Origin of the sequence: Gardnerella vaginalis (assembly GCF_040427915.1) — a bacterium.
Lineage (GTDB): Bacteria > Actinomycetota > Actinomycetes > Actinomycetales > Bifidobacteriaceae > Bifidobacterium > Bifidobacterium vaginale_C.
In genome coordinates, this window is the sequence record NZ_JBETXJ010000002.1 from 808,842 (window position 1) to 822,854 (window position 14,013).

General features: G+C 41.3%; 4 protein-coding genes. 3 read left to right on the forward strand and 1 reads right to left on the reverse strand.

The genetic code is table 11. The features are described from left to right. Nucleotides 1–133 precede the first annotated feature (133 nt). Entirely contained in the window at nt 134–1,444 is a 1,311-nt protein-coding gene (locus tag ABVC65_RS03355) for a hypothetical protein (RefSeq protein ID WP_353582589.1), read from the reverse strand. A gap of 986 nt (nt 1,445–2,430) precedes the next feature. On the opposite strand from ABVC65_RS03355, the gene ABVC65_RS03360 reads away from it, so the two are divergent. The 3 genes from ABVC65_RS03360 to ABVC65_RS03370 all read left to right on the forward strand — a co-directional run bounded on the left by ABVC65_RS03360 (nt 2,431) and on the right by ABVC65_RS03370 (nt 13,919). After that, nucleotides 2,431–4,281: a SpaH/EbpB family LPXTG-anchored major pilin gene (locus ABVC65_RS03360; protein ID WP_004122655.1), complete on the forward strand. Its 1,851-nt coding sequence runs from the start codon at nt 2,431–2,433 to the stop codon at nt 4,279–4,281. A 248-nt stretch (nt 4,282–4,529) separates the two neighbouring features. Then, complete coding sequence (locus ABVC65_RS03365; protein ID WP_004122653.1) at nt 4,530–5,699, forward strand: class C sortase; 1,170 nt, start codon at nt 4,530–4,532, stop codon at nt 5,697–5,699. Nucleotides 5,700–5,870: 171 nt separating this feature from the next. Continuing rightward, nucleotides 5,871–13,919 (forward strand): cell wall-binding protein, encoded by an 8,049-nt coding sequence (locus ABVC65_RS03370; protein ID WP_353582590.1) that lies wholly within the window; start codon nt 5,871–5,873, stop codon nt 13,917–13,919. The last annotated feature ends 94 nt before the right edge of the window (nt 13,920–14,013 follow it).

Here is a 14,013-nt window from a genome sequence, read left to right on the forward strand (position 1 = left end):
ATTTGGCGATTTTGGGAACAAACGCGGGGAATTGATTTGCGGTGGCACTTAAAACGGTTACCACGCAAGTACACTCTTATTTATATTGAGTACACTCTTATTTATCTTATCTATCTTATTTACCTTAATTACCTTATTTATAAGCCTTGGGAATCCCTGCCAAAGTTAGCTTCTGCTCGAGTTTTTGTGGATCAATGACTTCCGCAAAGTTGAAGCGAACGATTTTGCTCACTCCGCAGTCATATAGGTACCTCTCCCGATCGCGTTCTTTTCGTACGGCATCGCGGTCGTATCGAAGCAGCATATTTTCTTCATGAAGGTCAGTGATAATAGTATTTTTAGAAGATTCTTGACTAATATTGCAAACAGAGCTTTTCCCACATTCAATCAAATATTTATCGGTACCATCAAATTCTCCGACTATAAGATTTCCATTGACATTCCATGCAAAATCTGCGCGTAATGGATAATTTGGGTTTTTATTGTTCGGGAATTCATATTGGATTTGAGGCACAATGAACCCAAGTTCAATAATTGTTGCTCGAGCCAAAGATTCGCCTGCATTTTCGCTTTTAGCTGATGCAAAATTGCATAAAAGTTTCAATCGAGATAATGCGTCAGTGTAGTCAATGTTTGAAAAATAAGGGTTGTTGATTTTTCTAAGATACGGGTCGTCTTGCAATTGTGACGCATTATACTGATAGCGCGCAAATCTGTAAAACTCACTACATACGTTGTAAATTTTCTTTAGATTCTCGCCTTTTTGAGAAGCGGAATCAAAAGTTGGTAGGGCTATTCTAAATGGATTAGTCCATGCTTCAACGAATAGAGTGTTGTAAGTACTTGCGACATGGGACATTGCATCTTCCTCCATTGTTTTAATGTGACCGAACGTGGAGGTTTTCTTTTCATTTGTGTGCTTGCAGGTTTTTACATTTGAATCGCAAGTATTTGGTGAATTCGGTTTCTTGCATCTTTTGTAACATTCTTCAAGCCTAATGCCATTCTCGTCCTCAATAATATCTGGGAGATGTATGCGTTTGAGCTGCCGTCTAGCTATCTTTTTTGTAGACTTTTCACTAGTATCGGTCAAATTTTTGTCAGCATATGCGCAAGATACGTGTATGTTTATTGCCTTTGGCTGATTGCTATATAGCTTGATGACTTCAAACCCCTTTAGTGCGGCGGCGGTTTCTCCAGTGAACTTCCATTCCTTAATCTTTATTTTTTGAGTAAGTGGGATGGCTATGTGTAGAACCTTGTCCTTGTATGATAGTCGCTGCCAATAGTTGCTTATAGCATAAAGTCCGCGATATGGTTCAACCAAATTGTTGGACTTTAAGTGTGTCCTTAAACTTTTGCGACACTTGGTGTATGAAGCCATCAAGCAGGAGTTGTGACTTTCAGCTTTTAAAATGTCAGATAATAATTTACTGTTATTCATGCTGACGATGTTATTGTTATGAAATTATTATTGCAAGATATTTTTTGCAATGTGGTTAAAGCCTATGCTTTATGCACATTCTTTCATATGACTTGACAAAATTGATTTTGTGTGTATGTGATTTTGGCTTGATTTGGCTTGGTGTTTGTTCTCGATTTTCCCGAGTTTGTTCCCATTTTGTGTGTTTTGGTAAACAAACGCGGGGATGATTGCCCGAGTTTGTTCCCTTTTGGGGTTGAGTGGTAAACAAATGCGGGGATGATTGCCCGAGTTTGTTCCCTTTTGGGGTTGAGTGGTAAACAAATGCGGGGATGATTGCCCGAGTTTGTTTATGTATTGGGTTGAGTGGGAAACAAATGCGGGGATGATTGCCCGAGTTTGTTTATGTATTGGGTTGAGTGGGAAACAAATGCGGGGATGATTGCCTGTGTTTGTTCCCATTTTGGGTCGGATGGGAAACAAAAGTGGGGATGATTGCCCGAGTTTGTTTACGTATTGGGTTGAGTGGGAAACAAAAGCGGGAACACTTTCCCGAGTTTGTTTACGTTTTGGGCGATTTTGGGAACAAACGTGGGCGCTGCGAAGAAGTGAGTGCCGCAATACGCGCGAGGGATAACGACGCGGTTAATTCGACACGCCGAGGTGCGAATTTAGCAAAAATTCGTAAAGAATTTTTAACAATTTTAATCACTTGTTAAGCTGAGAAAACCCTGATATTTCAACGATACCAGGGGGGGGGGTATTAAAAGCTTATTTTAGTAGTCTTTTGTTAGTTGATTTTTAGGTGATTTTCATACCGTAAAATGCTAGTCTGATTTAGACAATGAAGGTTTGGCACACGGCTTTAGTGTGCCTAGAAGCCCGGTGAGAGGAATCTGTAATTCGCAGTATTTATGCGATTTTGCGGAAGAGTCTAATCACATGGGTGATTCTTTCTAAACACAAAATTCTCGTAACGAGATGTCACTCTAAAGAAGAGAGGGAACATGCGTTTAAATACGAATTCGCTGAAGCGCACCGTTGCTGTTTTGGCTGCGGTTTGCACGCTTGGAACATGCTGTATTGCTGGCTCTATTGCTTATGCGCAGGGTGAGACTCAGGGCGCTGACACTGGAAACATTAATCAAGGCAAAAAGACCGCTACATCCATTATTATTCACAAGTATCAAGGTCCTGCAACTGGTGACCGATCTGATGGTACTGTTAAGACTTTAAACGATAAGAAGCCAGTTAAGGGTGTTAAGTTTACTCTATGGCGAGTAAAGAAGAAGAATGGTACTTCTCCTGAGGAGATTGACCTTTCTACGCCTGAAGGCTGGAAGAAGATCAAAGACTTAGATAATTTAGTTGAAACAGCTACTGCTGACAAGAAAACCGCTAATGACTTTATGACTGGCGGTAGTGCAGAGTTTGTGAAGTATGATGCTAAAGGTGAAGGTGCTGAGAAAGCCGATGGAAAGACTTGCGAAACAGGTGCTGACGGCTCATGCTCGTTCACTGGTCTCAATATGGGTCTTTACTACATCGAAGAAACCGATACTTCTGGTGCACAATTACAAGATGAACACAATGCGTGGAAAAAAGTTTCCATTACAAAGCGTGTTTCTCCGTTCTTTGTGACCACTCCTCTTCCAAATCCTAAAGACAAGACTAATCCTTGGATTTACGATGTTAATGTGTATCCAAAGAACGATACAAGCAAGGAACGTCCAACTAAGACAGTTAGCGAGTTAAGCCGTAAGGATTTGACTAAGGATAATGGAACCACTATAACTTGGAAGATTGCGATTCCTCTCACAGCTCCTAAGGATGGCAATAAGTATGAGAAGATCGGTTTTAAGGATAAGCTAGAAGCTGGTTTAACTTACGATAAGATTAACAGTGCAAAACTTGTAACTTATAGTAAAGATGGTCAGAAACTCTCGACTCCTGCTGAAGTAACGCTTACAACAGATGATTATACTGCTACTAATGATTCTACTACTAAAGTAGTTTCGTTCTCTTTGAAGGATGATGCCAATACTGGTCTTAAGAAAGCATATGATGCTTATACTGCAGCCACTGATGGGAAAGTTGTTAAGCTTGAGGTAGAGCTTGTCACTAAAGTTGCTGATACTGTTAAGGACATTGCTAACGTAGCCAATACATACGTTGATGATAATAAGACTGGTAAAGGTGACGATAATAATCCATGTACACCAAATGATAAGACTGGTGACTGCGGTGATACTCCTAATGATACTGCCCACTTTGGTACGTTGACTGTTAATAAATTTACCAAACAAGGTGAAGAAAATGACCAAAAAGACGTGCCTTTGAATGACGCACACTTCGATGTGTATGAAGTTACTGGCGAAGGTGCAACTGTGAACGACACGTTTACAGTTGATAACGGTAAACTTAAGAAAAACAATACTGAAGTTGGAACTAAGCTTGCTAACAATGTTTCTTTAGTGACCAAGGAAAAGACTGAAGGAACCACGAAGACTGAAGGAACTGATTCTATAAGGTTATTTGTATACAATTCAAAGGAAACAAATCCTGCTGTAACAACTAAGCTTTACTGCGTGGTTGAGACTGAGGCTCCTGCTGGTTATTTGCTTGATTCTAAGCCTCATTGCGTTAATCTGAAAGCTGACTCTGTAACTGATGCGTCTACTAATAACACTTTGAAGATTGAAAACAAGAAAGCCACTGGCTTAGACAAGATCCTTGCAGCGCTGCCAATGACTGGTGCGCGCGGCTTGGTATTGCTCACTGCATTCGGCATTGTTGGCTTGGGCGGCACGTTGTTCTACATCATCACCCGTCGTCGCAAGGAACAAGAAGAAGCGTAAGGCTTACTTGGTTTTGTGATTATTTTGTGATTGTTTTGTGATTGTTTTGTGATTAAAGCTGTATGCGAGTGTTTGCGTATTCAAGTGAGTGAATTGCGCGGATTCGCGAATACTCGCATCGGCTCACAAAATCGAAAATCAAATCGAAAATAAAATCGCAGATTAAATCACAAATCGCAGATCAAATCACAAATAAAGTCGCAAATAAAATCACAAGTCCAGTTTCAAGTCCAATCGCAAAGCAACAAATGCTTAGGTTTTTATTCTTAAATCGACACGTTGCGGTTAAGCATAAGAAGCGCGATAAACGAAAGTGGAGATTTTCTAAATCTTCTATCGTTCCAGCGCTTCTATTAACCGCATCGTTTGCCTCACTGTTATACCCACATGCAGCAATGTGGTTAAGCCAGTATCACATGTCGGAAGTAGCTGCGGAATACGCTAAGCTAATCACGCATGCTGTTCCGGCTCCGCATGAGCAGCTTGCTCGCGCGCGCGAATACAATCGCAAGCTATCCGTAGGTGCAATATATGAGGCGAATACGAATATTCCAACATCCCATGGCGAAACGTCTGACGTTAGTCAAAACTATTGGGATCAGTTGAAAGCGAATGACGATGGTCTTATGGCTCGCCTTCGCATTAAGAAAATTGACCTAGATTTGCCTGTGTATCACGGTACGCAGGACGCTACTCTGCTTAAGGGACTTGGGCATTTGCGCGGTACTTCTCTACCAGTTGGAGGATTAGGAACTCGTTCCGTGATTACTGGTCATCGTGGTTTGGCTAGTGCGGAAATGTTTACGAGGTTGGATGAGATTGGCAAGGGCGATTCTTTTACGATCGAGGTTTTTGACGAGATTCTCACTTACAAGGTGATAGAAAAAATTGTTGTAAACCCAGATGAAACAAAGAAAATTGCTGCAGTGCCTGGTAAGGATCTTGTGACTCTGATTACTTGCACGCCGCTTGGAATCAACACGCAGAGAATCTTGGTGACGGGGGAGCGAGTAGTTCCGACTCCTGCCGCGGACAAGTCTTTGCTTGGTAAAAAGCCGGATGTTCCGAGATTCCCGTGGTGGATTGTTGGGAGCGTTGCAAGCCTGAGTGTGGTTGGAGGCTACATTTGGTGGGCTGGTCTGCCGATTGTTAAGAAGAAAAAGAAGAAGAACGATAAGCAGAACGGCGATGATAGAAATAATGGTGATCGCAATGGTGATCATGATAGTGATCGAAATGGTGATGACCATACGAATGATGCTCTTTGGCTTGGCATTTATGGCGACCAAAACAAGCAGATGTATAGGAATTCTGAAGAAGCGAGAAGGATTAGTCAGGAATCCTTTGAGTCGATTATTGATGGTTTTGCGCAGGGCAAGCGTCCGAAGGCTTCAAAGCTTAAAAAATTGAAAAGTTGATGCGTTGAATAAGTTGATGCGTTGAATAATCTTATACGTTCAGTAAGTTGATGCGTTCAGTAATTTTATGCGTTAAAAAGTTGATGCGTTAAAGAAGTCAAAATTTAAGATTTTAGAAATAATACGTTAATTGGCATGTGGAAATTGGCATACGAGAGTTTAGGTGGACAAATGAGAAGTATTTGGACGGTTTTGCTAAGTGTTATCGTCTGGATAGGACGTTTAGCTCAGCAGGCGACTAAGGCTGCTCTTATTTTCCTGATTTCGGTGGCGATGTGGCTGCCGATGTGCCTAACTGCAAACACTGCTGTAGCTGCTGAAAGTAACACTGCTGAGACTGTAGCTAGCTCTGGTAATTCTGGCAATTCTGGCAAAAAGGCTGATGCTGGTAAGTCTGGCGATAAAGCTAAGTCTGCTAATAAATCTAATGCTGCTGGTAATCCTAATGCCAATGCTGGTGCCGATAATGCTGGTGCCGATAATGCCAATATTTCTGCGCCATCGCAACCTCCAGTTTTTGTCGATGGACAAAGCAATGCGTTTGCAAAGATGCAAATGCAAAATGGTGTAAATAATAATCTTGCTAACAGCGTCGCTAAGGGTGATGGGTCTGTCAAAGGACTTATTGATAGTGCTATGATGAGCGCTGCCAAAGGTATGGCTTTGCAAAGCGGAGCTGATGGAGATTTTGCCAATACTGATCGCGCTAGCAACACTGATCGTGCAAGCAACAATAATCGTGATAGTAATCGCAATAGCAAAATGGAGTTCCGCCCAGGTTGTTATAGACAATACTCACGTTCCGAATGCATTACTGATGACGGCGATGAAATGGGGCATCGCGCATCTAATGGTGCTGATATGGAACGCGGACAAAATCCTTGGAGTACTGTATATAGCAATTTTGCTAGTCCTCAAGGTCGTTACACTGAAAATGATCCAAACTTTACTCCGTATCCGCGCGGAACGTATTTACAAAAACGTCTTCGTAATTTGCCGTATGATGCAGGCAGAAACGGTGTTGATCCTTTGGCTTTTAATCAGCTTGATGATGTTCACGATTACATTTTTATGAAGCGTACTCCTAAACGCGATGGCAAAGGATACATCTGGGATGTGCTCGTCAACATGGGTGCGCGTATTCATGGTGCTGCTAATGCTTTAACATATTTCGTTGTTCCTAAAGATCAGAGACTCGATGAAAGTAACGGTCAGTATGACCAGTATGTAGAGCGCTTGCATTTTGATGCAACTAATCGCACTTGCTCAAAAGATTGGGTTAATCCTAACGGTTTTTGCCTTGATAAAGGTGTTCTAAGAGCTCCGCTTAGTAATGGTGAAACTCTTGATAAAGCTTGGTATCGCCTTAAAAATAATACTGTTATTAGTGATGCAGCTGTTTATAATGGCGGAACTCAAAGCAATAATGAAAATAAAAATAGGGGTCTTGGCTTATGCCATACTGGTTATGGCTTTGATTGCTATCACAGTACTAACTATGGTTTCCCAAGCGATGGAGAACATCTTACTGGTACTCGTCTTCCTCCTGATGGTAGACAGCGATTCAACCAAACGTATATTGATTTGATTGATCATTTGTATCTTGAAATGCGCGGACCAGATAGTCCAGAAAGATCAAAAATATTTACGTTGACTAATAACATTGAAAATAATCAAACATCACCTTATAGTTACCATATTCATTATACGACTTCAGATAATGGAAAATATGGAGCTTTGAGTACATCGTATTATGGTGCAGGAACTTATTATGGTGATAAGTGGGGTGGTCCAGCAACTAGATATGGTCGTTCTGATCCATATGGTCGTTCTAAACCATATTCACTCTGGCAATGGCGCGGTGGTAAAGGCCATACTGATTACGAGTACACGACTTTGTACCAACAGTGGTACGGTATACCAAATCTAGTTGATATGCGAGTGCCGCATTTCCAGTTCCTTCGCGGTACTCATTTAGGACCTTTAACAAGCAATAATGGTCAATTATTAGCTCATACTAATAATATTGGCGTTACAAGCTTACTTTTCTACCCTTCACAGCAAAGAGTGTGCGATAAAGCTGATGAATCTCAGTGCAACGGTCAAGTGTGGGCAAAGGGTCAGATTTCACTTTCTCCAAAATACAATTCCGCAGATAACAAGTATGCGCGAGGAAACCGTTGGTGGAGAATCCCATTAGATCCAAACACTAATATCAATACTCAAGATTCTTCTTTCGGCTCTCACCAGATGACAGTAAAATATTGGAACGATAAACTTCAAATGGGCTCGAGTATGCCTTTTAAGTACGACATTATTGGTCAAGCGGACGTGTTTAGACCTTTGCAGACTGAAGAATGGAATGATAAATCTAAGTATCGTTCTCCTAAAACCAGTTTAGGTAAAGCAGAAGATTATGTGAAATACCTTGATAGCAAACTTGGAATTTATGATTTTGCCATTGCGTTAAATCCGCGCATATACATGCCTGATGCTCATACTCAGAAGAATATTGACAACTATGATAATTATTCAGATGCAGAGGACTCTGTTTATTACGGTTCTATTAAAGATGGCAAAATTCCTGGGGATACTCATGGCTTAGAATATCCGCTCAATGATAGTTATTCCGATGGCGGATCCGGAGCAAGCAAAGCTATTAAAGATCGCGCAATTTATAGCGTTGAGTGGACTGATAACACAGGTAATGATAAAAAGTCAGACACTTTGCAAGATGCAGAAACAAAGGTTGCTGTAAAAGTTCCTGTAGTAAACGTAGTAAATCCTTGTAATGGCGATGATGATAAAGCTGCAGATAAATCTGCTGAAAAGTCTGCGCAAGATGATGCTGCTGCAAAAAATAAAGACGGTCAAGAGTGTCAATTTAGGCCATTGAACGATACGAAGCGTTATATTTGGAAACTTTATGATGCGCCTAAAGGTAAATCTGTTGATCAAGCATTGACTAGTGATGAGAAAGCAAGATATGCACAGCTTGCGAAAAACGACTTCTCAAAGCCAGTAAAAGAAGAGTACGCAACTCCAACTAATACTAATAACGAAAATCGCATTATGCTTCAATCTGGCGCGAATCCAGAAGTAAAGCCAGTATACGTATTAGCTAAGTATGCGAAGATTACGTACTGGGATGAGTCTAAGGATGTTTTGCCACTCGTGTTCACACATGTTGATGCTGAGAAGCCGACTATAGACGTGAAAGTGAGCGTTGACGGTGGCGAGCCTCAGTCTGTTCCAGAAAGCGGATTGAACGTATCTGTTGGTAGCCGTGTTAGATTCTTGGTAACAGGTCATGACGATATGCATGTGCATATGGGTACTAAGGAGAATGTGCCTCATACTAGTAGCACAGATGTTTTGGAAGCTAGTAAAAAATGGTCTGGCAGTTTTAATAAATATGATCAAAATTCAAAATGTGGTAGCACAGCGTGTGCTAATACTCTTAAAGATCAATCCGGTTATGTTACTATAAATGATCCTAATGGTTCTCCGGCTGGACGTGATGATGCTCCGTTTAAAGAGTTTACATTCCACGCTTGGGATGATGCTGGAAATAATGTTCAGAAAACTGTGAAGTTGAATATTATCGATGGTAATTTTATTGTTCCTAACGTACGTTGGCAAAAGCAGAATGATGGTAAGTATGTTGGTAAAGTGACGCTTTCTAAAAACGCTACGTCAGTGAAAATGTTGGTAGTGCGAATTTGGGGACGTGGAAAAACTAAGCCTTTTGAAGAAAAAGATGGAACTCAAACAGATATTTACAGTACATGTATCGGTCGCTCTGATGTTTGTCAAGGAATAATGCTGAATCGTCAAGACGAAAAACACGATTGGGCACAGATAAATTCTCAAAATGATACGACTTTCACAAAAATTATGCCATATGAAAAAGAGATTACATTTAATCCAAAAACTGGTGAAATTACTATCCCAGAACATTTGGCAGAAATCGGTTCAAGAATTTATGTTGGCATAGGAAGTGGTCCAGGTCAGATTAATACTAGTGACCACGCTGTTTCGCAGCCGCTTCCGCTTGATATGAAATGGCCAGACGATGGCATGGTTCAAGTGAGCCCGTATGAGCTGAATCCTTCTGAAAAACAGGGTTTGATAGATAGAATTAAGCAAAAGAATGATCGTTTGTTTAAATACCGACAAGACGAAATTGGTTGGTCGAAAGATGAAACTAAAACTCTTGGTGGCAAAAACGATAAATATTCTTGTAAAGACGATAAAAAGCAGTATAAAATCTGCCTTTCTGTAACTCCTGACGGTAAAAATACTGGTCAAAATAAGTCTGGTTCAGAAAAGACTTTTAATGTAGTAAAAGCAACTGGCACTGGCCCTGACACTCAAGATGATCAAAAGCAGGAAACTGTGCTTGATCCAAAGCAGAAGAAAATCACGCGATTTGTTAATATTCGTGCAGATTACGATTGGTCAATTCGTAACGGAGATAAGTTACCGGGTCGAGATAGTGACGATGGTTTTTATTGGTATGGCAGCGATGAATATAGTACGCAATATTTAGTGTACAAATTCAACATTAACCAAGGTTCTGGTAAAAATTTCAATACGAATGATGCTTTAAGCTTATTTAAAGGCACAAAGAAAAAATGGCTTAATAGCCAAATACAGCCTTCATTGTACCAATTGAACACTAATGATGCTAATTCTACTAATAAAGCAACCATAGAAAATCTATGGGGTGGATACAACAGTATGCCTCCGCGTGGTGATGGCGGCATCGGTTACGCTCGTAAAGTAAACAATACGCGCGGAGACTGGGTGAACGTTGTTGACTTAGTACAATACAACAGTCTTGGCGGTGGACTCAATATAGATACTAATGGTATTACTGATAAAAACAGTTTCTTGCAGCCGCAAGGTTATATTATGCCTGGTGGTAAAGAATATAATCAGCAAGCGTCTGGTATAAACTTAAGGTCTGTAATTCTTAGTAAAAACTCTGCTGTTCCAGAAAGACGCACTCAGCTCTATATTTTCAACGGTAAACCATGGAAAGATTTGGAAGCTCGTGACGAAGGCGATAAAAATCAAACTCCAAATGTAATTAACGTGTGGTTTGTGCCTGTAGACAAGAACAAGCCGTGGATTTCAGTAAAAGATCCTAAAGATGCTAATAAGAAGCTTCTTGGCGAGTGCAATCCTACTAAAGATAAGGCTGATTCTTGCGGAACTCCTACTACTATTGATATGAACAAGACTGATATTACAAAGCAGTCGGGCTTATTCAACGTAGTAGATTTGCTTGGAATGGATGATGATTTTAATGTGGCAAATCCTGATACGCATGTAAGCAACGCTTTGAAGAATACGCTGAGCATAGATATTGAAGCAGACGGTGTAACAGATCCAAAGACTAAAAAAGCTCCTCATATAAGATTTGTTACAGATGGCAATATCAACAAGGAACTGTTGCGCGGATTTATAGAAAAATGGCGTGGGAATGATGCTACAAAGTCTCCAACCTTCAAGATGATTGCTCAAGTAACTGACGATTCTGGAAATAAGAGTAATGAGGCAGTAGTAGGCAAATTTAAGTTCACTTGGACTGTAGCTAAAGCTCCAGTTGTGCGAGCATATGATGGTCATCATTATGGTGATTCATCTTCCTCTAAAGTCTGGCTTCACGATTGGGAAGGTGCTGTTGCGGATAAGTACTACAATGCTGTGTCTGTTGTTGCAGGGGAAAATGCGACTCGACTAGTAGTGTATTTCACTCGCGCAGAAAAAGCAAAACTCGCTAGTTTACAATCTAGCAATAATCTGATGTCTAGCTTGGGTGCACAGGATAACTTGAGTAGTAATAATGCTACTTCTGCAAGTGATGCCGATACGAGCGAAGCATTAGCATTATGCAGAACTAAATCAACGGATAACTGGCAAGTCTGCGAAGGCTATAAGCTACCTCAAGGCGTTGTGTTGAATTCTAAAGACGAAGGAAAGAATAATTCTGCAATAATATTTAATGCTGGATTCCTGGCTCCTGGAAGCGTAGTGCGCGCAAGGGATCGAGCTGGTTCTTATGGGCCTTGGTCAGATATGCCTGGCGTTAAGTCAGGAAATTTGGATGAGTTATCGAATAACACAAACTCATCTCAATCAGGCGGTAGTGAGAATCCAACTCATGCAAGTAGCGCTGTAGATAGCGCTCAAACAGGTGGCACCGAGTCAAATGCGTTAAAAGAAGAAGACATGCGCAACGTGCTATCTGCTGACTCAATGGTTGCGCAACGTAGTAGCGTGTGTAGGCCTGAAACAAAAGCACCAAAAGAGTGGAGTTCGCCTTCAGATTGCGTATTCTTCCCAGTCGTAGTCAATAAGAAAGTAGTACAAGTGCATCCATTGCTGCTGAATGACTCTGAAAAGCATGCTGTAAATTACGTGCTACGCAATGGCAATTCCGGCGGCAAATGGCTTGGTTTTGGAGATGCTGACCGTCTTATAAGCGTGGATGATGATGATACGCTTTCTGCAAACCAGTCAGAAGTTGCTTGGAAGCGTGGGGAATATACTGCTCCGAGTGAGCAGAAAGATAAACGCAATAATTACTCTAACGCAGTAGGTAGCGAGCAGGATTCGTTTATTCTTTTGCGCGGATGGCGTAGGCGAAATGTAACGCCAGAGCCAAGATATAATATTGTAACTCGATTCGCTAGGTTGCGAAGTGTTGGTAAAGATGCTGCTGACTCTGCCGACTACAAGATTACTTGGGATAAGAAGAAGCCATATATTGGCGAACGCTCTAATGACCCAGGATTTGAGCTGGTTGGCGAGCCTGGTCATCAATCGCTTGTGTATCGTTATAACGCGAGTACGAAGGGCAGTCAAATCAACTTAAACCAATTGCAGAATGCTCTCACTCTTAAGCCGAATATTCCAAACAGCATGAGTGAAGATGAGTTTAAGAAGATTCAACCATCTTTGCGTGTTGTAAGCGGCGCGGATAAGGAAAATGGCGAAGGTAGTAAGTCTATTACAGTGCCGCTCGCTGACAACAAAACTAGGGTAGATCAATTCGGTCATGATGATGGTTCCTACTTCTTCACGCTTAACGATGAGTATATCAATATACCTGATTTAGTATTAGGTAATGGAAACTATGGTGGCGGTTCTGGTGTAAAAGTTTCTGGAACAGAAGGCATGGATCACACCACATTGGGTAATAATTATTCGAATATGAGTCCTCAAGATATTACTGTGAACAAATGGTGTGAGGGTAGCGATACTGCAAATCCAAATTGCAAGACTGTCAATTCCGATTCCTTTAAGCTTACGAAAGTTTTAGGTGGAAATAAGAATATAGAAACTGCAGATGATGTAGCTGGAACATCTGAGAAAGCTATTGCTCCAGTCTATGCTTTGTCGCTTTCTAATGGTTGGGCAATGAGAAGCTTAAAGAATACTTATGGCTATGATGCGCAAACTCATTTTAAGAATGTTGCTTCTGCAACTTCGCTCATACCAGTATACGTAGTGCCGGTTGATGTAATAAAGCCTAAAGCTGAATCTATAGGTTCGCTTCAGAAATCGACTATGAGTAAGCCTTACGAGGTTACTGCTAACGATATTAAGTTTACATTTACTGGTAATCCAGACGCTAACGGTAAAGTGGGCGGCAAAGAGCTGTTAGTAGACGCTAGTGATGATTTTGATTCTCGAGACGTAGTTGAGAAGAATCTTCAAGTATGCGTGCGAAAATTGAACAATCGCGTGCCTGTTGAAGATAATTGCACGCCTATTTTGAAGCGCGATACCAACGGCAACGCAAGTGTAGACACTGACAAATTGCAGCAGATGCTTGTCACTCATGGCAATACGGCTGTTTACGCAGTATACGCGCAGACAAAAGATCAGTCAGAAAATGAGAGTGAGCACTATGATGCTGGTAAAGATGATAAGAAAGCAATCATCGGCTATATTAAGATTACTGGCATCAACGTGTCGCCAATTCCGCTGCCGTTTACTGGTGGAAACGCTGCTATTACGTACACCTTCTTATTCGGCATATTGATGGCGCTCTTCATAGCGTCGGGCGCATTCGGTAGGCGCGGATGGTTGGCATCTGTGCTTAGCGGAAACGGCATCAGTGGCGAGCTAACATACAGCAAGCATTGCAACGCTTCGGCAGAATCGTTGCGCAATAGCAGACTATTCGACTGGTTTAGTCGCTGAATTAGATCAGGCTTGCTTTTGTGAGTGAGTTCTTGCTTCTGATCTTGCTTTTGTGCGCTAATGTTTGCTTTTTGTTACTTTTATCCCGCGTTTG

Bases quoted from the DNA above. Each gene is read 5' to 3' on its own strand.
- ABVC65_RS03370 (WP_353582590.1), top strand. From the start codon at position 5,871: ATGAGAAGTATTTGGACGGTTTTGCTAAGTGTTATCGTCTGGATAGGA.
- ABVC65_RS03355 (WP_353582589.1), bottom strand. From the start codon at position 1,444: ATGAATAACAGTAAATTATTATCTGACATTTTAAAAGCTGAAAGTCAC.
- ABVC65_RS03365 (WP_004122653.1), top strand. From the start codon at position 4,530: ATGCTTAGGTTTTTATTCTTAAATCGACACGTTGCGGTTAAGCATAAG.
- ABVC65_RS03360 (WP_004122655.1), top strand. From the start codon at position 2,431: ATGCGTTTAAATACGAATTCGCTGAAGCGCACCGTTGCTGTTTTGGCT.